This is a genomic window from Thauera humireducens (genome assembly GCF_001051995.2).
Classification (GTDB): domain Bacteria; phylum Pseudomonadota; class Gammaproteobacteria; order Burkholderiales; family Rhodocyclaceae; genus Thauera; species Thauera humireducens.
Map to the genome: position 1 here is coordinate 2,342,533 of NZ_CP014646.1, position 21,365 is coordinate 2,363,897.

A 21,365-nucleotide genomic window follows, 5' to 3' on the forward strand; every position below is an offset into this window, starting at 1 on the left:
CCGCCTTCGGGAACCTCGCAAGCGCGCGTCCTGTCACTTTCCCACCAACACGAATAATGCGGGCCGGCAACAACGGCACGCGCCGCTCACAGGGGGAGACGACAGACATGCTGCTCGGGGAATGCACGCCATGCTGATCAGCATCAGCCTGGTCGCACTGACGATGCTGCTCGCACCCTTGCTGACGCGCTGGCTCGGCGAGCGCGCGGCGTGGGTGCTCGCGCTCGCACCACTGGTCGTGTTCGGCCACTTCGTGTCGCTGACACCGGAGATCGCCGCGGGCGGCGTCATCATGGAGCACCACGCGTGGGTGCCTGCGCTCGATATCGCCCTCGCCTTCCGCCTGGACGGACTGTCGCTGCTGTTCGCGCTGCTGATCAGCGGCATCGGCACGCTGATCGTGCTCTACGCCGGCAGCTACCTGTCGGACCACCATCACCTCGGACGCTTCCATGCGTACCTGCTGGGCTTCATGGCGGCCATGCTGGGCATGGTGCTGGCGGACGACCTGATCGCGATGTTCGTGTTCTGGGAGCTGACCAGCGTCGCGTCCTTCCTGCTGATCAGCTTCCAGCACGACAAGCCTGAGTCGCGCCGGGCCGCGCTGCAGGCGCTGCTGATCACCGGCGGCGGCGGGCTCGCCCTGCTCGCCGGGCTCATCCTGCTCGGCAGCGCCGGTGGAGGCTGGCAATTCTCGACCCTGTCGGCGAGCGCCCTCGAGGGGCACGCGCTGTATCCGGCGATCCTGCTGCTGGTCCTTGCCGGCGCCTTCACCAAGTCGGCGCAACTGCCCTTCCACCTGTGGCTGCCCAACGCCATGGCGGCGCCGACGCCGGTCTCGGCCTACCTGCACTCGGCCACCATGGTGAAGGCCGGGGTCTATCTGCTTGCCCGTCTCAATCCGGTGCTCGGCGGCTCGACGGGCTGGAGCACGATCCTGATCATCATCGGCGCCGCCACGGCGCTGGTGGGTGCGGTGCTGGCGATTCGCCAGACCGACCTGAAGCGGGTGCTCGCCTACACGACCGTGACCGTGCTCGGCCAGCTGACCATGCTCCTCGGGACGAACACCCGCTACGGGCTGCAGGCCTTCGCCATCTATCTCGTGGCGCATGCCCTCTACAAGGCGGCGCTGTTCATGGCGGTGGGCGCCGTCGACCACGCCACCGGCACACGCCAGATCTCGCGCCTGGGCGGCCTGATCCGCTACATGCCGCTCACCGGCTTCGCTGTGGCCCTGGCAGCCTTCTCGAACGCCGGCCTGCCGCCCTTCTTCGGCTTCATCGCCAAGGAGTTCAAGTACGCCGGCCTCATCGAACTGGGCGTCGCCGGCTGGATCACCACCGCGGTCATGATCCTCACCAACGCCTTGCTCCTCGCCGCCGCCGGTCTCGTCTTCGTGCGCACCTTCCTCGGCCGCGAGGGGCGTTATCCGCTTCATCCGCACGAGGTCAGCCTGCCGATGTGGATCGGGCCTATGTTGCTCGCCTGCGGCGGCTTCGTATTCGGTGCGTTCAACAACATCGCCGAAATCTGGCTCATCGACGCCGCGGTTCAGGCCGTGGCGCGCGACGCGGTCAACGTGCGTCTGTACCTGTGGGGCGGACTCACGCCGGCGGTGGTGGCCAGCGTGCTGACGGTGGCCCTGGGCGTTTTCTTCTACCTGCAGCGCACGCGCGTGCGCCGCCGCCTGTCGCTGTGGCGGGTGCTGTGGCGCGTCAGCGGCGACATGCTCTGGGATCGTCTGCTCAAGCGCATCTTCGCCTTCGCCACCCGGATCGCGGACCGCTTCCAGCATGGCTCCCTGCGCCAGCACATCAGCCTGCTGGTGCTGGCGATCGCAGGCTTCACGCTGGTCGGCGTGATCTCCGCGCTCGCCGCCGGCGGCGGTATCCGCTGGCCGATCCCCACCAGCCCGCTATCCGTCGCCGGCACCGTCGGCTGCGTGCTCGCGGTGGCCGGCGCCGCAGCGGCGGCGGTGATGCGCGGCCGGGTCGCGCTGGTCGCCACGCTGGGCACCAGCGGCCTGGGCCTGGCGCTGTTCTTCCTTGCCGCCAACGCGCCGGACGTCGCCATCACGCAACTGATGGTCGAGACCTTGACGGTGATCTTCCTCGCGCTGGTGCTGCGCAAGCTGCCGCCCCTGTCCGGCGTCGGCTCGCGCAACCCGGCGGCCAAGCGCTTCCATGCGATCGTCGCGGCCGTGCTCGGCACCATCGTCACCGCGCTGCTGCTGATCTCGATCAGCGAACCGCTGCCCGGCAACATCGCGCGCTGGTACCTCGACAACAGCCTGCCCGCGGGGCACGGGGCCAATGTGGTCAACGTGATCCTGGTCGACTTCCGCGCGCTCGACACGCTGGGCGAGATCCTCGTCGTGGCGCTCGCCGGCCTCGCCGCCGCCTCCCTGCTCGGCACCGGCCGGAAACGGGCGGCGCCGACGTCCCGCGCCGCGGCCGCCACGGGCAGCACGGAGTTCGGCTCGGTACTGCTGCTACATGGACTGAAGCCGCTGTCCGCCTTGCTGCTGCTGATGTCGCTGGTGCTCCTGTGGCGCGGCCACAACCTGCCCGGCGGCGGCTTCATCGGCGGGCTGGTCGCGGCCTGCGCGGTCGTGCTGCTGGCGCTGGGCGACGGCGCGGAGCAGGCGCGCCGGATGCTGCGCGTGCCACCCGCCATCGTCGCCGCCATCGGGCTGGCGGTGGCTGCTGGCGCCGGCGTCATCGGTCTGCTGCGGGGCGAGGCCTTCCTGGCCGGTAGCTGGATCTTCCCCGGCGGCCTGCCGCTGGGCTCGCCGCTGCTGTTCGATGCCGGCGTGTTCCTGACCGTACTCGGCGCCGTGCTGCACATGCTGCTGCGCCTGGTCGAACGCGAGCAGGCAGACGACGGGATGCGCCAGGGGGCCGCAAGCCGGCCCACGGAGGGCTGACATGGAAATCGTCGCATCGGTCACGGCCGGCCTGCTCGTCGCCATCGGCATCTGGATGCTGCTCGACCGCAGCCTGCTGCGCGTGGTGCTCGGCGTCGTCGTGCTGGGCAATGGCGTCAACCTCGCCGTGGTACTGGGCGGACGGCTGGGCGGCAGTGTCGCCGCCTTCGTCGATGGGGGCCTCAGCGCCGGCATCGGCGACGCCATGGTCAATCCACTGCCTCAGGCCCTCGTGCTGACGGCGATCGTGATCGGCTTCGCGCTGTTCGTCTTCGCCCTCGCGGTACTCAAGCGCACCTGGGAACTGCACGGCAACATCGAGACCGACCGCATCACCGCGGTGGCCGAGGAGCCGGCGCCCGACCTGCCGGACGAGCCCCCGCCCGCAACGGAATCACGCGAGGCGCGCCGATGAACACCCTGCTCGTCTCGCCCTTGCTGATTCCCCTCGCCACGCTGGTGTTGTGCCTGCTCGCGCGGCGCTCGCCGAGGCTGGTCGGCGCGCTCAGCCTGATGGGCAGCGCCGCGCTCACCGCGGCGGGGCTGGCGCTGGTCAGCATCGCCGCCGGCGGCGAGATCATCGCCGGCCAGGCGGGCGGCTGGGCCGCCCCCTACGGCATCACCCTGGTCATCGACCGGCTGTCGGCGGTCATGGTCGCCATCACCGGCATCGTCGGCCTCGCCACCGTCCTCGTGGCGCAGGCGCGCGACACCGACCCCGCGCGCGGACGCGACTTCCACCCGCTGCTGCACGGTCTGCTGGTCGGCGTGTGCGGTGCCTTCATCACCGGAGACGTATTCAACCTCTACGTGTGGTTCGAGGTGCTGCTGGTCGGCTCCTTCGCGCTGATCGTGCTTGGCGGCGGCCGCCGGCGCCTGTCGGGCACCGTCGTGTATGTGGTGCTGAACCTGGTCGCGACGATGATGTTCCTGCTCGCCGCCGGCCTGCTCTACGGCGCCAGCGGCAGCCTGAACATGGCCGAACTCGCGCACCTGTTCGCCTCCGGCGAGGTGCCGGCCACCGCCAATGCCGCGGTCGGGCTGATGCTGGTCGCGTTCTCGATCAAGGCCGCGTTGTTCCCGGTGTTCGGCTGGTTGCCGGCCTCCTATCACCTCGCCTGGACGCCGATCTCGGCGCTGTTCGCCGGCCTGCTGACCAAGGTCGGCGTGTATGCGCTGATCCGGCTCGTGACGCTGCTGTGGCCCGACTCCGGCATCGCCCACGAGGTATTGCTGTGGGTCGCGTGCGCGACCATGCTGATCGGCGTGCTCGGCGCGGCGGCGCAGACCGAGGTGCGCCGCATCCTGTCCTTTCACATCGTCAGCCAGGTCGGCTACATGATCCTCGGCCTCGCGCTCGCCACGCCGCTGGCGCTGGCCGGCGCAGTGTTCTACCTGATCCACCACATCGTGGTGAAGGCCAACCTGTTCTTCATCGGCGGCATCGCGGCGCGCCTGACGGGCGCCGAGCGCCTGGCCGCGATGGGCGGCCTGTATGCGCACGCACCGTGGCTGGCGATCCTGTTCGCGATACCGGCGCTGTCGCTCGCCGGCATTCCGCCGCTGTCGGGTTTCTGGGCCAAGTTCGTGCTGGTGAAGGCCAGCCTCGACGCGAGCGCCTGGATTGCCGCCACCGTGGCGCTGCTCACCGGCATCTTCACCCTGCTGTCGATGAGCAAGATCTGGAACGAGGCCTTCCTGAAACCCTACCCCGGGGGCGAGGGCGCGCTGCGCCGCGTGGCGGGCCTGCGGCCGGCCCTGTGGGCGATTTCGGCACTGGCGGCGATGACCCTGGCGATCGGCCTGCTGGCCGGCCCCGTGATGGACTACGCCAGTGCCGCCGCCGAGCAGCTGGCCGCGCCGCAGGGCTACATCGACGCCGTGCTGGGCACGCCGGCCCGTTAGCGGAGGACACCATGCTCGGACTTCACATCCTCGTCGCCATCGGCCTCGCCGCCTTCGCCAAGACACTGACGCCGCTCGGTGTGCTCGCGGCCTTCGCGCTGGCGCATCTCGCGCTGCGCCTTGGCGCCGACCTGCTCGGGCTGCGCCGCTACGTGCGCCGGCTGGAGCTGGGCGTGCTGTTCGGCGGGTGGTTCGCGCTGGAGGTGATCAAGGCGAGCCTCGACGTCGCGCGCATCGTGCTCGCGCCACGCGTCGATCCACAACCGGCCGTGGTCGCGCTGCAGCTGCGCGAACCGGACGAACGTATCGCCACGCTGCTCGGCTGCCTGCTGACACTGACGCCCGGCACCCTGGCGCTCGACTACGCGGCCGACACCGGCACGATGTTCATCCACGCCATCGATGCACAGGATGCGGACGACATCCGCGATGGCGTGCGCGAGATCGAATCGCGCCTGCTTGCCTGGCTGCACGCGGGCGATCCGGCCCGGACACCTGTGGGAGGAAGCGAAGCATGAATGTCGAATTCGCCGGAGCCGGCTGGGTGCTGCCGCTGGTGTTCGCGCTGCAGGGCCTGTCCGCAGCGCTGATCGTAGTCCGCCTGCTGCGCGGGCCGCGCGCCACCGACCGCGTGGTGGCCATCGACGCGCTGACCCTGCTGGGCATCGGCGTGGTCGCGCTGATCGCGCTCACCACCGCGCAGCCGGTGCTGCTCGACGCCGCGGTGGTGCTGGCGCTGGTGTCCTTCCTCGGCACCGCTGCCTACATGCTGATGTTCCGCCGCCACGGCCGCACGCCGGAGACGGCCGGCGAGGACGACGGCGGGGAGCGCGCATCGTGAGCGGCGGCGTGCTGCCCTGGCTGGCGTCGGCGCTATTGCTGGCGGGCGCGCTGATCGGACTGGTCGGCGCCATCGGCGTGCTGCGCCTGCCCGACAGCTACACGCGCATGCATGCAGCGAGCAAGGCCGGTGCGCTCGGCGCCGTACTGGTGCTGGCCGGCGTCGCCGCGGCGAGCGAAGGCGCGGTGTCGCTGGAGGCCCTGTTCGCGATCGCCGTACTGCTGGCGACCACGCCGCTGGCCGCGCACGCGGTGTCGCGCGCCGCCTACCGCGCCGGCATCCTGCCGCGCACCGGGCCGGTGGGCGACGCGATGGCGCAGGCCGGGGCCAGCGATCAGAAGGATTCGTCCTCGCGCAGATAGCGCCACTGACCAAGTGGCAGGTCGCCCAGCTTGACCTTGCCAATGCGCACGCGCTTGAGGCCCACGACCTTCAGCCCCACGAGTTCGCACATGCGCCGGATCTGGCGCTTGCGGCCTTCGCGCAGCTGAAAGCGCAGCTGGTCGTCATTGATCCACTCGACCTTGGCCGGGCGCAGCGTCACGCCGTCCAGCTCGAGGCCATGGTTGAGCAAGGCCAGTCCGTCGGGCTGCAGCGTGCCCTCGACGCGCACCAGGTACTCCTTCTCGACCTTGGAGTCGTCGCCGATCAACTGGCGCGCGACGCGACCATCCTGGGTGAGCACGAGCAGGCCGGTGGAGTCGATGTCGAGCCGCCCGGCCGGCGCGAGGTTCTTCAGCTGGCTCGGATGGAAGCGCTGCGCGGTGTCGCGGTCGAACTGGTTGTCAGCGCCGATCAGGCTCACCGCGGGCGCGTAGCCCGGCTCGGGCTGGCCCGAGACATAACCGACGGGCTTGTGCAGCAGGATGGTGACGCGCTGGCGCTGCGTGCGGGTCGCCTCGGGCGCCAGATCGATGCGGGCGTCGGGGTCGATGCGGATGCCGAGCTCCGACACCCGCTTGCCGTCAACGAACACCCAGCCGCGCTCGATGAACTCGTCCGCCTCGCGGCGCGAGCAGATGCCGCGCTCGGCCATCACCTTGGACAGGCGTACGCCCTCCGGAGCCGGTGCGGCGCCGTCGGATGCGGGCCGGGCATGCGCGCCCTGCGCCGGTGCAGGCGCCGGCTTGCGGGCCTGCCTCACGGGTTCGGTACGCGAGGCACGCCCCGCCCCGGAAGGCGCAGGCCCGGACGGCTTCGAGCGGGCGCCGGACGCCGGGCGCGCGGGCCTGCCCGCATCGGCGGACTGCGCCGGCCGCGCAGGCCGTGTCGCCGGTTTGGTCGCCGGTTTGGTCGCCGGTTTGGTCGCTGGCTTCTGGTCCGCCTTGGCAACGGGTCGGGCAGCCGCTTCGGGCGCCTGTTCGCCTGCGTCAGGCGCCACGGCCTCGTCGTCGGCCTTGCGCGACCTGAGTCGGAGTGTGCCGCTGACGCGCTGCGGCGCAGGAATGGGAGGCTTTCTGCGAACGGTGTTCAAGGCAATGTCCGGTGAGATCAGGCGCGCATTATCGCCCATTCTCACCTACTCACGCCGCCCGGCGCGTCAGCGCCGTTCTCAGTGATGCGCCGCCTTGTGGTCGTCGCCCTCGCCCTCCTCCTCGGTCGCCGGCAGGCCGTCGAAGGTACTCCAGCCCCGGGGCCGCCCCGTGGGCGGCAACTGCTCGCGTAGATCGGCCGCATGCTCATGCAGGTGCGCCTTGGCAATGAAATGGGCACTGATCGGCGCGGTGAGGAACAGGAAACCGGTGATCAGCAGCTCGTGGATCGTCAGGGAGCCCTCGAACACGGCGAAGAACAGCATCGACGCGGCCAGCGCGCCGCCAACACCCAGCGTGGTCGCCTTGGTCGGCGCATGCAGCCGGGTCAGCAGGTCGGGCAGCTTGACCAGGCCGATCGACCCCACCACCGAGAAGAAGCCGCCCAGCACGATGAGGACGGACACGATCATTTCGAAGACGAAATCCATGCTGCCCCCGCTCATTCGATGACGTCGCCGCGCAGGATGAAGCGGCAGTAGGCGACGGTGGAAATGAAGCCGAACATCGCGAACAGCAGCGCACCCTCGAAGAAGATGGTGGTGCGCTGCTGGATGCCGAACAGGATGATCAGCGCGATGGCATTGATGACCATCGTATCGACCGCGAGCACACGGTCCATCAGCGAAGGGCCGCGCACCAGCCGCCACAGGTTGAGCAGCAGCGCGAGCGAGACCGCACAGAATCCGAACATCAGCGCATATTCGATCACGGGAAGATCTCCATGAGACGGGCCTCGTAGCGTTCCTTCATCTGGCGCACGGCCTCCTCCGCATCCGGTGCGTCGAGGCAATGCACCAGCAGGCTGCGGCCATCGGCCGAGAGGTCGCAGGACACGGTGCCGGGCGTCATCGTGATGGTGCCTGCCAGCACGGTGATCGCCTCGGGCGAGCGCAACTCGATCGGCAGCGTGACCCAGCGTACGTGGAGCTGGTCGGTGCGGCGGAAGAGGATCAGCCGCGTGACATGCAGGTTGGCGACGACCACGTCCCAGAGCACCAGCCCCATGTAGACGAACGCCTTGCCGTAGGCCCGGATCGGCGGCCGCTCCGGCCAGAAAGTGCTCGTGACGCGCGGGATCACGATGCCGAGCACGGCCCCCATCAGCAGCCCGCCCACGCTGAAAGCGTTCAGCAGCAGTATCCACAGCACGATCAGGAGCAGCGTCAGCATCGGATGCGGCAGCCAGCGCTGCACGAAGGTGCGCTTGTCGAGCGCTTCGGTCTTGCCACCCATCAGCGGACCTCCTGCAGCGTGCCCATCACCGCCTCGATATACCCGGCGGGCGCGAATAACTGCGCTGCCGCCGCCTCCAGCCAGGCATGCGCCGGCCCTGCGAACACCGTCAGCGCCACCAGGCAGGCCAGCAGCCCCCCGACGGCGACGAAGGGCGCTGCACCAGGCCGATGCGCCGAGGGCGTCGCCGGCGGCAGCGCATGACTCTTCCAGAACACCAGGCTGCCACCGCGCGAGAAGCCAACGATCGCGATCAGCGAGGTCGACAGGATCAGCGTCCAGAACCAGGCCGCATGTGCCGAATCACGCACGCCATCGAGGATCAGCAGCTTGCCGATGAAGCCCGACAGCGGCGGCATGCCGGTGACGCCGATCGCGGCGACGAAGAACATCGCGGAGATCAGCCCGACCTGGGCGAACCGCGGCGCCGCGACGAAGCGGTCGCGCTGCACGCCGCGGCGCTCGGCGACGAGGTCGGCAATCAGGAACAGCGCACCCGCGGCAAAGGTGGAATGGATGAGGTAGTACAGGGCAGCGCCGATGGCCTGCTGGGTGAACACCGACACGGTGGCGAGCAGCATGCCCATCGAGCCGATCACGGCGAAGCTGGCCATCTGCCCCAGGCTGCGCGCGGCGAGCACGCCGGTCATGCCCAGCACCAGCGTCAGCAGGCTCGCCGGCAGCAGCCAGGGCGCGGCCAGCCAGGCTGCGTCGCCCGCCTCGGCGCCGAAGGCAAGCACGTACATGCGGATGATCGAGTACGCCCCCACCTTGGTCATGATCGCGAACAGCGCGGCGACCGGCCCGGGCGCATTGGCGTAGGTTCCGGGCAGCCAGAAATGCAGCGGCACCAGCGCCGCCTTCACCGCGAACACCAGCAGCAGGAGCACCGCACCGGTCTGCAGCAAGGCCTGGTCGCCCGCCGGCACCTGCGGCACCTTCAGCGCCAGATCGGCCATGTTGAGCGTGCCGGTGACGCTGTAGATGAGGCCGACCGCGATCAGGAACACCGAGGAGCCGACGAGGTTGGTGACCACGTACTGCACGCCCGCCTTCACCCGCAGCCCGCCGCCGCCATGCACCATCAGGCCGTAGGAGGCGATCAGCAGGATCTCGAAGAACACGAACAGGTTGAAGAAATCGCCGGTCAGGAAGGCGCCGTTGAGCCCCATCAGCTGGAACTGGAACAGCGGGTGGAAATGCTTGCCGCGCAGGTCCCAGCCGCCCACGGCGTACAGCAGCACGCCGAGGCCGAGGAGCGCATTGAGCACCAGCATCAGCGCGGCGAGGCGGTCGAGCACCAGCACGATACCGAAGGGCGCCGGCCATGCGCCCAGCGCGTAGGTGCGCACGCTGTCGTCGCTGGCTATCGCGAACAGCGCCAGCGCCACGCCCAGCAGCAGCACCGCCGACGCTAGCGAGAAGGTCCGCGCCAGCACCTTGTCGTAGCGCGCCGCCATCACCAGCAGCGCGCCGACCACGGCCGGCAGCAGGATGGGCAGGATCAGCACATGGTTCATGGCCGCGCTCCGCCGCCGGTTGCCGATGCGGGCGCCTGCTTGCGGCCGCGCAGCTTCCAGTCGTCCTCGCTCGCCTCGGGCGAGGCATCGCCGGGCAGGTCGACGTGGTCGTTGCCGGTCTCCAGATAGGCGCGCAGCGCCATCACGACCACCACCGCGGTCATGCCGAAGGAGATCACGATGGCGGTCAGCACCAGCGCCTGCGGCAAGGGGTCGACATAAGTGCCGGCGGTCGCGCCGATCACCGGCGGCTGGTTGACCGCGAGCCGACCGGTGGCGAACAGGAACAGGTTGGTGGCGTAGGTCAGCAGCGACAGGCCGATCACCACCGGGAAGGTGCGGGCGCGCAGGACCATGTAGATGCCTGCGGCGGTCATCACCCCGATCGCACTGGCGACGAGAAACTCCATCAGTTGGGCTCCTTTGCGCTGACGGCGCTGGGATCGACGTCCATCGCGCTCTGGTTGACCGGCAGCTGGGCCGTGCGGCGGCCCATGCGCGACAGGTTGGCCAGCGCCAGCATCACGGCGCCGACGACGGTGAGGAAGACGCCGGTGTCGAAGGCCATCGCGCTGGCGATCTCGACCTCGCCGACCAGCGGCAGGTGGACGTGGGCGAAGGTCGAGGTCAGGAAAGGCTGCTCCATCACCATGGCGCCGATGCCGGTGGCCGCCGCGACCAGCACGCCCGCGCCGATCATGGCGTGGTAATTCACCCTGACGCGCTGCGCAGCCCAGCCGAAGCCGCTCGCCATGTACTGCATGATCAGCGCAATCGACACCACCAGCGCGGCGATGAAGCCGCCACCCGGCTGGTTGTGGCCGCGCAGGAAGATGTAGGCGCCCACCAGCATCGCCAGCGGCAGCATCACGCGCGTGGCCACAACCATGATCATCGGATGGCGGTCCACCGACTGCGGCAGGTCGGGCGTCCAGGTGCTCAGGCGGCGACCGACGCGGCCGAACAGCGAGCCATCGAGCAAGGCGTAGATCGCCAGCGCGGCGATGCCCAGCACGGTGATCTCGCCGAAGGTATCGAAACCGCGGAAGTCGACCAGGATGACGTTGACGACGTTGGTGCCGCCACCTTCGGACACCGAGTTCTCGAGGTAGTAGCGCGACAGCGAAGTGCCGTCGCGGGTCAGCATCGCCCAGCTCGCCCCTCCCATGCCGAGGCCGGCGACGATCGCCAGCACCGCATCGCGCAGGTGGCGCATCGGGTCGGCCCTGACGCTGGAGCTGTGCGGCCCTTGCTTGGGCAGGAAGTACAGCGCAAGCAGGATCAGGATCACCGTGGTCACCTCGACCGAGATCTGGGTCAGCGCCAGGTCGGGCGCGGACAGGTAGATGAACGCGACGCAGACGATCAGGCCCACGGTGCCGGCAACCAGCACCGCCAGCAGGCGGCGGCGGAACAGGAAGACCGTCAGCCCGCAGCCGCCGACGAGCAGCAGCCAGGCCACGATCGCCACCGGCTCGGCCGGCAGCAGCGGGCGCGTGCCCGGCGCATGCGAGGTGCCGAAGAAGGCGGCGAAGCCCGCCGCCGTGACGGCGGTGATCGCGAACGCGAGATAGCGCTGCAGCGAACCGTTATGCAGGCCGTGGGTGACACGCTGCGCGAGCGCCACGAGCGCCGCGAGGACGGTCTCGAACATCGCCTTCGCCTCCGGATGCGGCCCGGCCGCCCACGCCGCGCGCACCCGCGGGTAGAAGCGCAGCAGCGTCAGGCCGACCGCTACCGCCACCACGCTCAGACCGAGCGCCGGCGTGATGCCGTGCCACAGCGCGAGGTGGTAGTCCATCAACTGGCCGCCCGTTACGGCCCGCGACACCACCGCCACCAGCGGGCCGGCAACGGCATCGGGGAAGAGGCCGATCAGCACCACCAGCACCACCAGCAGCGCGGGCGGCAGCCACATGCCGGCCGGCGGGTCATGCGGCTTGCCGGGCAGGCGGGTGCGCGTGCGGCCGAAGAAGACATGCACGATGTAGCGGAAGGAGTACGCCACCGAGAAGCAGGCCGCCAGCGTCGCCAGCGCTGCGATGAGCCAGCCCGAGCCGAGCCACTCGGCGGCCACGGCCTCGTGCAGCATCATCTCCTTGGAGATGAAGCCGTTGAGCGGCGGCAGCCCCGCCATCGAAGCGCCCGCAACCATCGCCAGCGTGGCCGTGATCGGCATCACGTGGAGCAGGCCGCCCAAGTGCGGGATGTGGCGGGTGCCGGTCTCGTGGTCGACGATGCCGGCGTTCATGAACAGCGCGGCCTTGAAGGTGGCGTGGTTGAGGATGTGGAACACCGCCGCGACCGCCGCCAGCGGCGTGCCGAAGCCGAGCAGCATCGTCACCAGGCCGAGGTGGCTCACGGTGGAGAAGGCCAGCAGGCCCTTCAGGTCGTCCTTGAACAAGGCGATCACCGCGCCCACCAGCATCGTCACCAGGCCGGTCGTGGCGACGATGTAGAACCACTCCGTCGTCCCGGCCAGCACCGGCCACATGCGTGCCATCAGGAAGATGCCCGCCTTCACCATCGTCGCCGAGTGCAGGTAGGCCGACACCGGCGTGGGCGCCGCCATCGCGTGCGGCAGCCAGAAATGGAAGGGGAACTGCGCGCTCTTGGTGAAGCAGCCGACGAGGATCAGCAGCAGGGCCGGCAGGTACAGCGGCGACGCCTGGATCGCCTCGCGCGCCAGCAGGATGTCCGACAGGTTATAGGAGCCGGCGATCTCGCCCAGCAGCAGCATGCCGGCGATCATCGCCAGGCCGCCGGCACCGGTGACCGTCAGCGCCATGCGGGCGCCCTGGCGGCCTTCGGGCAGGTGCTTCCAGTAGCCGATCAGCAGGAAGGACGACAGGCTGGTCAATTCCCAGAACACCAGCAGCAACAGGATGTTGTCCGACAGCACGATGCCCACCATCGCGCCCTGGAAGAGCAGCAGATAGGTGTAGAAACTGCCCATCGGGTCGTCTTTCGACAGGTAGAAGCGGGCGTAGGTGATGATCAGCAGGCCGATGCCCAGGATCAGCCCGGCGAAAAAGAAGCCCAGGCCGTCGAGGAAGAAGCTGGCATTGAGACCAAGGCCGGGCAGCCAGTCCCAGCTGACGCGCACCACCTCGCCGTCGAACACGGCTGGCGCGTGCGACAGCAGCAGCGCAAAGGCAAGCAGGGAAAACGTGAAGGTCGTCGTCGCGCATGCCGTGCGCCCGGCACGGATCATCAGCGCCGGAAAGAGGGCGCCGAGGAAAGGCAACAGCACGATCAGCAGAAGACTCATCGGCGACTCCGGGCCAGCCTGCACACCCCTCGCGCAGGGGCAACCGTATCGCAGGCTACTGTCAAGTAAAAACGCCCGGACCGGATCCGGGCGCAGTGTGTTGCGGCCAAAGTATAAGCCCCTGGCTCGCCTTCACGGAACGGCACTCCATTTCACTAGGCGAAATCGGACCAGACGAGTAACATTTGAGTTCCGCAATCCATGCTCATATCGAGCGTTACCGTGTCCGCCAAGAAGATCGACCCCGCGCCCGCCACCGAGGGCAAGAACCCCATCCAGGTCATCGATCGCATGATGAAGCTGCTGGACGTGCTTGCCCAACACCCCGACCCCGTGCCGCTCAAGCAGCTTGCGCTGGAAACCGGGCTGCACCCGTCGACGGCGCACCGCATCCTCGGTGCGATGACGCAGAGCGGCTTCGTGGACCGTTCCGAAGCCGGCATCTACCGCCTCGGCATCCGCCTGCTGGAGTTGGGGAGCCTGGTGAAGTCGCGCATCTCGCTGCGCGACACAGCCATGCCGCTGATGCTCAAGCTGCATGGCGCGACTGGCGAGAGCGTGAACCTGGGCATCCGCGCCGGGGACGAGATCGTCTATGTGGATCGCACCTCGAGCGGCCGCTCCTCGGTACGGGTCGTGCATATCGTCGGCGCGCGTGCGCCGCTGCACACCACCGCCACCGGCAAGCTGTTCCTGGTCGAGGACGGGCTCGAGCGCATTCGCGACTACGCGCGCCGCACCGGCCTGCCGCCGTCCACGCCCGCTTCGATCACCACCCTGCCCGCGCTGGAGAAGGAACTCGACCGCGTGCGCCGTCATGGCGTGGCCTTCGACCTGGATGAAGTGGAAGCCGGCGTGCGCTGCATCGCCGCAGGCATCCGCAACGACGGCGGCGAACTCGTTGCGGGTCTGTCACTGTCGACGCCGTCCGAGCGCTTCAACCCGGACTGGGCACCACTGGTGCGTGAAACCGCCGACGAGATTTCGCGCCTGCTCGGCCACACGCCCGCACGCAGCGCCTGAGGCCGCTCAACCCTCGCGCCGGATCGGCGCAGCCGCAACGCGATGGGCGGCGGCCTGCTCCAGCCACTTGCGTACCCGCTTGGCGTCGGCCGTGCGCGTGTAGCGCCCGGTAGAATCCATCAGCACCATCACCACCGGCTGCTGGTGCAGCCAGGTCTGCATCACCAGGCAACGCCCCGCCTCGGAGATATAGCCGGTCTTGGACACGCTGATCGACCATTCCGGGCTCTTGACCAGTCCGTTGGTATTGCCGAAGCGGGTCATGCGGCCCCGGACATCGACGTAGCGCTCCTGCGCAGTCGAGAACTCGCGGATCAGCGGATAGGACGCCGAGGCTGACACCATCTTCGCCAGGTCGCGCGGGCTCGACACATTGGCCGGATTGAGACCGGTGCTGTCATGGAAGCGGGTGTTCCACAAGCCCAGCAGTCGGGCCTTGACGTTCATCGCCTCGATGAATGCCTGTTCGCCGCCCGGGTAATGGCGTGCCAGCGCCGACGCGGCGCGGTTCTCGGACGACATCAGCGCCAGATGCAGCATCTCTTCGCGCGTCAGCGTGGTACCGATGGCCAGACGCGAACCGGTGCCCTTCAGCGTGTCGATGTCGCCATTGGAAATGGTCAGCGGCTCGGACAGGCTCTGACCGGCATCGAGCACGACCATCGCCGTCATCAGCTTGGTGATCGAGGCAATCGGCACCACGGACGTGGCGTTGCGCTCCAGCAGCACTTCGCCGCTGGCCGGGTTGACCACGTAGAAGGCGCTGGAACCCAGTTCCGGCAAGCCGTTGGCGTCAAGCGCGAGCGGCAGGTCGTCGGCCTCGGCCGACGGCGCCATCAGCGCAGTCGTCGCAGCGGCGGCGGGCGCCATGCGCACGGCTACGCGCTGCACGTTCTTGGCCGCCGGCTTGGCGCGGGTCTTCGAGACCGCCTTGCGTGGCGCAGACTTGGCAGCAAGCTTCTTCTTTGCGCTGCTCTTGGCCACGGCCTTCTTTGGCGCAGGCTTCGCACTTGCCTTCGTCACCTTGGCGGTGGACGCCTCGGCGAGGTTGGAAACCGGCTGCAACATGAAAAGGCCGAGTACGGCGGCGGCAAGCAGGGAGCGTGGTTTCATGGCGGGCTAGTGCTACGTGAGATGTACCTAGCTTGAATCTGTAACAAAAATAAGCAGATAGCAAGACTTTTTGAAGCTGATTCGCGGAATGCTGAGAAATTGTCACATGAATGCCCACCCTGGAGCACCGACTGATACAAAAAATCCCGCACACGTAGGGGCGTTTTCGCCTAGAGGCGGAGGAAATCCACCACCTCGCCGCGGCGCGCCATCGCGTCCTCGTAGCCGAGCTCGATGAGCGCCTGCGTGAAGGCGGGCTCGAACAACAGGTAGGACAGCAGCGTCGAGCCCTCGCGCCGCATCGCGCCAAAACTGCGCAGCAGCGTTCGCAAGAGCAGCGGCAGCGCCTCGCGATGACGCCCCGCAATGGCATCGAGCCGCTGCGAAGGCAGCATCACCAGCGTCTCGATGGGCTTGAGCGTCGCGCCCGAGGCCAGGCGCTGCTCGGGGCTCATCGCCCCGGCCGTCTGGTTGATGCGATGCAGTCGCTCGAGATCGACCGCAAGCGTGTCGAGGAAGATGCTCGACAACGCGTGGCCCGCGATCTGCGCCGGCGAAGGATAGGACTCGGCGCGCTGGCGCCCCTCCTCCGCCAGCCGCCCCGCACCGATCACCATGATGCGATCGGCACCGAGATGGATCGCCGGACTCACGGGCGCCAGCTGGCGCATCGAGCCATCGCCGAAGTACTCGCGGTGGATATGCACCGCCGGAAACACGAAGGGCAGCGCACTGGTCGCCATCAGGTGGTCGACGTTGATGCGGGTGCGGACGCCCATGCGGTGCGTGCGTCGCCAGGGCTGGATGTCGTCCGCGGCCTCGAAGAAGGCCAGGCTCTCGCCCGACGCGTAGCCCGAGGCAGTGACGCTGAGCGCGCGCAGATGGCCGCGGCGGATGGAGCGGCCGATCGCCGAGAAGTCGAGCACGCGCGCCAGGAGTTCGCGCAGCGGGGCGTTGTCGAGCAGCGAACGCGGCGTCTGCCGGATGGCCCAGCCGGTTCCGATCGCGAGCCCCCAGCGCCCCATGCTGCCAAGCAGCGCGACCGGGTCGGCGCGGTAAACCTGGTCGACGTGAAAATGGCGCCAGATGTACTCGATCTGGTCGACTGCATGATTGAAGCTGCTCGAATACACCGCCAGCGCGGCGGCATTGATGCCCCCCGCAGAGGTGCCGCACAGGATCGGGAAGGGGTTGCCGCCACGGCGCCCGCGCAGCTCGCGAATGGCGGCCAACACCCCCACCTGGTAGGCGGCACGCGCGCCGCCCCCCGTAAGCACCAGCGCAGCCTGCCCGCCCCCATCCTTCATCGTCCACCGTACCCGTCCGCGCTCACCCGGGAAGCATGAACGAGATGAAGCGAGGCGGGCAAGGGCTCAGTCGTGCTGCCCTGCCTCGACCACCGTCAGCGCAGTCATGTTGATGATGCGGCGCACGGTGGCCGAGGGCGTGAGGATGTGCACCGGCTTGGAGGCACCGAGCAGGATCGGGCCGACCGTCATGCCTTCGCCCGCCGCGTTCTTCAGCAGGTTGAAGGCGATGTTGGCCGCATCCAGCGTCGGGAAGATCAGCAGGTTGGCGTCCTCACGCATCTTGGCGTTGGGGAAGATCTGCAGGCGGTGCTTGGCGTCGAGCGCCGAATCGCCGTGCATTTCGCCCTCGACCGGCAGGTCGGGATGCTGCGCGTGGAGCATGCGCAGCGCGGTGCGCATCTTCTCGGCGGTGGGCGAATCGGCCGAACCGAAGGACGAGTGCGACAGCAGCGCCACCCGCGGCTCGACACCGAAGCGCTTCATCTCCTCGGCGGCCAGCAGCGTCATCTCGACGACCTGCTCCGGCGTGGGATCGTAGTTGACGTAGGTATCGGCCAGGAACAGCGTGCGACCCGGCAGGCTCAGCAGGTTCACCGTGTACAGGTGATCCACGCCCTCGCGCCGGCCTAGCACCGTCTCGACGAACTCGCGGTGCAGGCGGTGCATGCCGTAGGTGCCGCAGATCAGGCCGTCGCCGTAGCCGAACTTCAGCAGCAGCGTGCCGATCAGCGTGGTGCGGCGGCGCACTTCCTTCTTCGCGTACTCCACCGACACGCCGCGACGCTCCATCAACGCATGGTAGTGCTGCCACAGCTGGTTGAAGCGCGGATCGGAATCGGGGTTGACCAGCTCGTAGTCGCGGTCGGCCAGCATGCGCAGGCCGAAGCGCTCGATGTTGCCCTTCACGATGTCCGGCCGGCCGATCAGGATCGGGCGCGCCAGGCCTTCGTCGACCACCGTCTGCACCGCGCGCAGCACCTTCTCGGATTCGCCTTCGGAGAAGATGATGCGCTTCGGGTTCTTGTGCGCGGCAGCGAACACCGGCTTCATGATCAGGCCCGAGTGCCACACGAAGTTGTTGAGCTGGGCGCGGTAGGCATCCCAGTCGGTGATCGGGCGCGTCGCCACGCCCGAGACCACCGCGGCCTCCGCCACCGCCGGCGCGATCTTCACGATCAGGCGCGGATCGAAGGGGCGCGGGATGATGTACTCGGGCCCGAAGCCGCCCACCTTCTCGCCGTAGGCGGCGGCGACGATGTCGCTCTGCTCGACGCGCGCCAGTTCGGCGATCGCCTTCACCGCCGCGAGCTGCATCTCGTCGGTGATGGTCGTGGCGCCCACGTCCAGCGCACCACGGAAGATGAAGGGGAAGCACAGCACGTTGTTGACCTGGTTCGGGTAGTCCGAACGGCCCGTCGCGATCAGCGCATCGTCGCGCACCGCCTTCACCTGCTCGGGTAGGATCTCGGGCGTGGGGTTGGCCAGCGCCAGGATCATCGGATTGGGCGCCATCTTCGCGACCATCTCCGGCTTCAGCACACCGCCGGCCGACAAGCCGAGGAAGACGTCCGCGCCCTCGATGATCTCGCCCAGCGTGCGCGCATCGGTCTTCTTGGCGTAGCGCGCCTTGATCGGGTCCATCAGCGCCGTGCGGCCCTCGTAGACCACGCCCTCGATGTCGGTGACCCAGATGTTCTCGACCGGGATGCCCAGCTTCACCAGCAGGCCCAGGCAGGCCAGCGCCGCGGCGCCGGCGCCGGAGGTCACCAGCTTCACCTTCGTGAGGTCCTTGCCCTGCAGGTGCATGCCGTTGAGGATGGCCGCGCCGACCACGATGGCCGTGCCGTGCTGGTCGTCGTGGAAGACCGGAATCTTCATGCGCTCGCGCAGCTTCTGCTCGATGTAGAAGCATTCGGGCGCCTTGATGTCCTCGAGGTTGATGCCGCCGAAGGTGGGCTCGAGCGCGGCGATCATGTCGATCAGCTTGTCGGCGTCAGGCTCGTCGATCTCGAGATCGAACACGTCGATGCCGGCGAACTTCTTGAACAGCACGCCCTTGCCTTCCATGACGGGCTTGGCCGCCAGCGGGCCGATGTTGCCCAGGCCGAGCACCGCGGTACCGTTGGTGACGACACCGATCAGGTTCGAGCGTGCGGTGAGCTCGGCCGCCTGCGCGGGGTCCTCGACGATCGCATCGCACGCCGCCGCGACGCCCGGCGAATAGGCCAGCGACAGGTCGCGCTGGTTGGACAGCACCTTGGTCGGCGTCACCGAGATCTTCCCGGGGCGCGGGTAGCGGTGGTAATCGAGGGCGGCGCTACGGATCAGTTCATCCATGGTCTTCTTCCTGTCTCGTCTTCGGTGTGGAGTGCGCGCCGCGCACGGCCGACGGACCCGACAACTCGGCAAGCCGGACGGCCCTCGCGCGACCCGGGCAGGATACTCCGAAACGCCTTTTTTTCATATCGCGAAAAGAAAACTTGCAATGTGAAACCTGCGTATCGCAGTCGACGTGTCGGCGCCCGCCTCAATAATAGTCCGCGCGCCACTCACCGATAGTTACGTCCCCGTTCATACGAGGGGTTTGGTCGTGGCATAATTACGGGCTTTCACCGATTGCGATCTGACGCAAGGTCTGTCGCAAGCGGAGGTCGGGGCGTCCCAGCAGGCGCCCGAGCAGCCCGCCGGCCAGGCAGCACCTGCTTCAATGATGGCCGACCGACGGGAATGGTTTCGCATCACAGCACGGGAGAGCTGTACACATGTCTCAGAACCACGCCCAGGCGGCCATTGCCGCTGCCCCCGAATACGTTCGCCACGAAGGCCTGAAGCAGTGGGTCGGCGAGATCGCCGCCCTGACCGAGCCCGACCGTGTCGTCTGGTGCGACGGATCGCAGGAAGAATACGACCGCCTGTGCGCAGAGATGGTCGAGTCCGGCATGCTGATCAAGCTCAATCCGGAAAAGCGCAAGAACTCCTACCTCGCCTGCTCCGACCCCTCGGACGTCGCCCGCGTCGAGGACCGCACCTTCATCTGCTCGCAGGACAAGGCCGACGCCGGCCCGACCAACAACTGGGAAGACCCCAAGGTCATGCGCGACACCCTGAACGGCCTGTTCAAGGGTTCGATGCACGGTCGCACGATGTACGTGATTCCGTTCTCGATGGGCCCACTCGGCAGCCCGATCGCCCATATCGGCATCGAGATCTCCGACAGCCCCTACGTCGCCACCAACATGCGCACCATGACCCGCATGGGCAAGGGCGCCATCGAGGTGCTCGGTACCGACGGCGAGTTCGTGCCGTGCGTACACACCGTGGGCGCCCCGCTCGCGCACGGCGAGAAGGACAGCCGCTGGCCGTGCAACCCCACGACCAAGTACATCGTCCACTTCCCCGAAACCCGCGAGATCTGGTCCTACGGCTCGGGCTACGGCGGCAACGCGCTGCTGGGCAAGAAGTGCTTCGCGCTGCGCATCGCGTCGACGATGGCACGCGACGAAGGCTGGCTGGCCGAGCACATGCTGATCCTCGGCGTCGAATCCCCCGAGGGCGAGAAGACCTACGTCGCTGCCGCCTTCCCGTCGGCCTGCGGCAAGACCAACTTCGCCATGCTGATCCCGCCCAAGTCGTTCGACGGCTGGAAGATCACGACCGTCGGCGACGACATCGCCTGGATCAAGCCGGGCAAGGACGGCAAGTTCTACGCCATCAACCCCGAAGCCGGTTTCTTCGGTGTCGCTCCGGGCACCTCCGAGAAGACCAACTTCAACGCCATGGCGACGCTGAAGGAAAACATCATCTTCACCAACGTCGCGCTGACCGACGACGGTGACGTGTGGTGGGAAGGCATGACCAAGGAGGCGCCCGCCCACCTGATCGACTGGCAAGGCAAGGACTGGACGCCCGAGATCGGCCGCGAGACCGGCCGCAAGGCTGCGCACCCGAACTCGCGCTTCACCGCACCGGCCAGCCAGTGCCCGTCGATCGACCCGAACTGGGAAGATCCCGCCGGCGTGCCGATCTCGGCCTTCATCTTCGGCGGCCGCCGCGCCACCACCGTGCCGCTGGTGTACCAGGCCTTCAACTGGAACTTCGGCGTCTACATGGCCTCGACCCTCGGCTCCGAAACCACCGCTGCCGCCTTTGGCGCGCAGGGCGTGGTGCGCCGCGACCCGTTCGCCATGCTGCCCTTCTGCGGCTATCACATGGGCGACTACTTCAACCACTGGCTGAAGATGGGCCACGTGGTCGAGAACACGCCCAAGATCTTCTGCGTGAACTGGTTCCGCATGGACGAAAACGGCAACTTCATGTGGCCGGGCTTCGGCGAGAACATGCGCGTGCTGAAGTGGATCGTCGACCGCTGCAAGGGCAAGATCGCCGCCAAGGAAACCGCGCTCGGCTGGATGCCGCGTTTCGAGGATCTCGACTGGACCGGCGCCGACGTCACCCGCGAGGAGTTCGAAGCCCTGACCCAGATCGACGCCGATGCCTGGCGCACCGAACTCGCCCTGCACAAGGAATGGTTCGACAAGCTGCAGGACCGCCTGCCGCGCCAGCTCGTACTCAAGCGCGAACTGTTCGAACTGGCGCTCAACGCCGACTGAGCCTGCCCGGGCGCTGACGCGCTCCGCACCGAAAAAGCGCCGCCGGTCGGCGCTTTTTCTTTTTCGGGCGACAAT

General features: G+C 68.2%; 18 protein-coding genes. 8 read left to right on the plus strand and 10 right to left on the minus strand.

The annotated features are described in order from the left end of the window. Positions 1-130 precede the first annotated feature (130 nt). Genes mbhE through mnhG form a run of 6 tightly spaced genes read left to right on the plus strand, consistent with a single transcriptional unit; the run spans position 131 to position 6,037 of the window. A complete protein-coding gene (gene mbhE / locus AC731_RS11005; RefSeq protein ID WP_048710020.1) occupies positions 131-2,929 on the plus strand; it encodes a hydrogen gas-evolving membrane-bound hydrogenase subunit E in 2,799 nt (932 codons plus the stop codon). A gap of 1 nt (position 2,930) precedes the next feature. Then, positions 2,931-3,344 carry a sodium:proton antiporter gene (locus tag AC731_RS11010; RefSeq protein WP_048706040.1) on the plus strand — a complete coding sequence of 138 codons (414 nt, stop codon included), beginning with the start codon at positions 2,931-2,933 and terminating at the stop codon, positions 3,342-3,344. Then, entirely contained in the window at positions 3,341-4,834 is a 1,494-nt protein-coding gene (locus AC731_RS11015; RefSeq protein ID WP_048706042.1) for a proton-conducting transporter transmembrane domain-containing protein, read from the plus strand. Before AC731_RS11010 ends, AC731_RS11015 begins: the two co-directional genes overlap by 4 nt. Before the next feature lie 11 nt (positions 4,835-4,845). Continuing rightward, a complete protein-coding gene (locus AC731_RS11020) occupies positions 4,846-5,352 on the plus strand; it encodes a Na+/H+ antiporter subunit E (RefSeq protein ID WP_048706044.1) in 507 nt (168 codons plus the stop codon). Continuing rightward, positions 5,349-5,675, plus strand: coding sequence for an MrpF/PhaF family protein (locus AC731_RS11025; RefSeq protein ID WP_004292780.1), 327 nt, complete (start codon positions 5,349-5,351; stop codon positions 5,673-5,675). Before AC731_RS11020 ends, AC731_RS11025 begins: the two co-directional genes overlap by 4 nt. After that, complete coding sequence (gene mnhG, locus AC731_RS11030) at positions 5,672-6,037, plus strand: monovalent cation/H(+) antiporter subunit G (protein WP_004292781.1); 366 nt, start codon at positions 5,672-5,674, stop codon at positions 6,035-6,037. Before AC731_RS11025 ends, mnhG begins: the two co-directional genes overlap by 4 nt. Here the strand turns inward: mnhG and AC731_RS19600 are convergent. The 7 genes from AC731_RS19600 to AC731_RS11065 form a co-directional block, all read right to left on the minus strand. Next, positions 6,010-7,149, minus strand: coding sequence for a pseudouridine synthase (locus AC731_RS19600; protein ID WP_082794409.1), 1,140 nt, complete (start codon positions 7,147-7,149; stop codon positions 6,010-6,012). The genes mnhG and AC731_RS19600 overlap by 28 nt on opposite strands. A 78-nt stretch (positions 7,150-7,227) precedes the next feature. After that, positions 7,228-7,638, minus strand: a complete 411-nt coding sequence (locus AC731_RS11040; protein WP_004258593.1) for a Na+/H+ antiporter subunit G — start codon at positions 7,636-7,638, stop codon at positions 7,228-7,230. An 11-nt stretch (positions 7,639-7,649) separates the two neighbouring features. Continuing rightward, positions 7,650-7,919, minus strand: a complete 270-nt coding sequence (locus AC731_RS11045) for a K+/H+ antiporter subunit F (protein WP_004258591.1) — start codon at positions 7,917-7,919, stop codon at positions 7,650-7,652. Then, positions 7,916-8,443 (minus strand): Na+/H+ antiporter subunit E, encoded by a 528-nt coding sequence (locus AC731_RS11050; RefSeq protein WP_048706048.1) that lies wholly within the window; start codon positions 8,441-8,443, stop codon positions 7,916-7,918. The genes AC731_RS11045 and AC731_RS11050 overlap by 4 nt, the downstream gene beginning before the upstream one ends. Then, entirely contained in the window at positions 8,443-9,963 is a 1,521-nt protein-coding gene (locus AC731_RS11055; protein ID WP_048706051.1) for a monovalent cation/H+ antiporter subunit D, read from the minus strand. The genes AC731_RS11050 and AC731_RS11055 overlap by 1 nt, the downstream gene beginning before the upstream one ends. Continuing rightward, the gene (locus tag AC731_RS11060) at positions 9,960-10,373 is read right to left on the minus strand and encodes a Na+/H+ antiporter subunit C (protein ID WP_048706053.1); all 414 of its coding nucleotides are present in this window, start codon (positions 10,371-10,373) and stop codon (positions 9,960-9,962) included. The genes AC731_RS11055 and AC731_RS11060 overlap by 4 nt, the downstream gene beginning before the upstream one ends. Next, positions 10,373-13,234 (minus strand): monovalent cation/H+ antiporter subunit A, encoded by a 2,862-nt coding sequence (locus AC731_RS11065; RefSeq protein WP_048706055.1) that lies wholly within the window; start codon positions 13,232-13,234, stop codon positions 10,373-10,375. The genes AC731_RS11060 and AC731_RS11065 overlap by 1 nt, the downstream gene beginning before the upstream one ends. A 201-nt stretch (positions 13,235-13,435) precedes the next feature. On the opposite strand from AC731_RS11065, the gene AC731_RS11070 reads away from it, so the two are divergent. Further along, positions 13,436-14,257 (plus strand): IclR family transcriptional regulator, encoded by an 822-nt coding sequence (locus AC731_RS11070; RefSeq protein WP_004258575.1) that lies wholly within the window; start codon positions 13,436-13,438, stop codon positions 14,255-14,257. Positions 14,258-14,263: 6 nt separating this feature from the next. On the opposite strand, the gene pbpG is transcribed toward AC731_RS11070, so the two are convergent. The 3 genes from pbpG to AC731_RS11085 all read right to left on the minus strand — a co-directional run bounded on the left by pbpG (position 14,264) and on the right by AC731_RS11085 (position 19,017). Beyond that, positions 14,264-15,370, minus strand: a complete 1,107-nt coding sequence (pbpG, locus tag AC731_RS11075; RefSeq protein WP_004258573.1) for a D-alanyl-D-alanine endopeptidase — start codon at positions 15,368-15,370, stop codon at positions 14,264-14,266. Between the two features lie 170 nt (positions 15,371-15,540). Continuing rightward, positions 15,541-16,677: a patatin-like phospholipase family protein gene (locus AC731_RS11080; RefSeq protein WP_004258570.1), complete on the minus strand. Its 1,137-nt coding sequence runs from the start codon at positions 16,675-16,677 to the stop codon at positions 15,541-15,543. 66 nt (positions 16,678-16,743) lie between these two features. Continuing rightward, complete coding sequence (locus AC731_RS11085) at positions 16,744-19,017, minus strand: NADP-dependent malic enzyme (protein ID WP_048706057.1); 2,274 nt, start codon at positions 19,015-19,017, stop codon at positions 16,744-16,746. Between the two features lie 425 nt (positions 19,018-19,442). Here AC731_RS11085 and AC731_RS11090 point away from each other — a divergent pair, with 425 nt between their 5' ends. Next, positions 19,443-21,290: a phosphoenolpyruvate carboxykinase (GTP) gene (locus AC731_RS11090; protein ID WP_048706059.1), complete on the plus strand. Its 1,848-nt coding sequence runs from the start codon at positions 19,443-19,445 to the stop codon at positions 21,288-21,290. Positions 21,291-21,365 lie beyond the last annotated feature (75 nt).

Excerpts from the sequence above, each read along its gene's own strand:
- mbhE (WP_048710020.1), top strand. The coding sequence starts at position 131 with ATGCTGATCAGCATCAGCCTGGTCGCACTGACGATGCTGCTCGCACCC.
- AC731_RS11010 (WP_048706040.1), top strand. The coding sequence starts at position 2,931 with ATGGAAATCGTCGCATCGGTCACGGCCGGCCTGCTCGTCGCCATCGGC.
- AC731_RS11015 (WP_048706042.1), top strand. The coding sequence starts at position 3,341 with ATGAACACCCTGCTCGTCTCGCCCTTGCTGATTCCCCTCGCCACGCTG.
- AC731_RS11020 (WP_048706044.1), top strand. The coding sequence starts at position 4,846 with ATGCTCGGACTTCACATCCTCGTCGCCATCGGCCTCGCCGCCTTCGCC.
- AC731_RS11025 (WP_004292780.1), top strand. The coding sequence starts at position 5,349 with ATGAATGTCGAATTCGCCGGAGCCGGCTGGGTGCTGCCGCTGGTGTTC.
- AC731_RS11040 (WP_004258593.1), bottom strand. The coding sequence starts at position 7,638 with ATGGATTTCGTCTTCGAAATGATCGTGTCCGTCCTCATCGTGCTGGGC.
- AC731_RS11050 (WP_048706048.1), bottom strand. The coding sequence starts at position 8,443 with ATGGGTGGCAAGACCGAAGCGCTCGACAAGCGCACCTTCGTGCAGCGC.
- AC731_RS11055 (WP_048706051.1), bottom strand. The coding sequence starts at position 9,963 with ATGAACCATGTGCTGATCCTGCCCATCCTGCTGCCGGCCGTGGTCGGC.
- AC731_RS11060 (WP_048706053.1), bottom strand. The coding sequence starts at position 10,373 with ATGGAGTTTCTCGTCGCCAGTGCGATCGGGGTGATGACCGCCGCAGGC.
- AC731_RS11065 (WP_048706055.1), bottom strand. The coding sequence starts at position 13,234 with ATGAGTCTTCTGCTGATCGTGCTGTTGCCTTTCCTCGGCGCCCTCTTT.
- AC731_RS11070 (WP_004258575.1), top strand. The coding sequence starts at position 13,436 with ATGCTCATATCGAGCGTTACCGTGTCCGCCAAGAAGATCGACCCCGCG.
- pbpG (WP_004258573.1), bottom strand. The coding sequence starts at position 15,370 with ATGAAACCACGCTCCCTGCTTGCCGCCGCCGTACTCGGCCTTTTCATG.
- AC731_RS11080 (WP_004258570.1), bottom strand. The coding sequence starts at position 16,677 with ATGAAGGATGGGGGCGGGCAGGCTGCGCTGGTGCTTACGGGGGGCGGC.
- AC731_RS11085 (WP_048706057.1), bottom strand. The coding sequence starts at position 19,017 with ATGGATGAACTGATCCGTAGCGCCGCCCTCGATTACCACCGCTACCCG.
- AC731_RS11090 (WP_048706059.1), top strand. The coding sequence starts at position 19,443 with ATGTCTCAGAACCACGCCCAGGCGGCCATTGCCGCTGCCCCCGAATAC.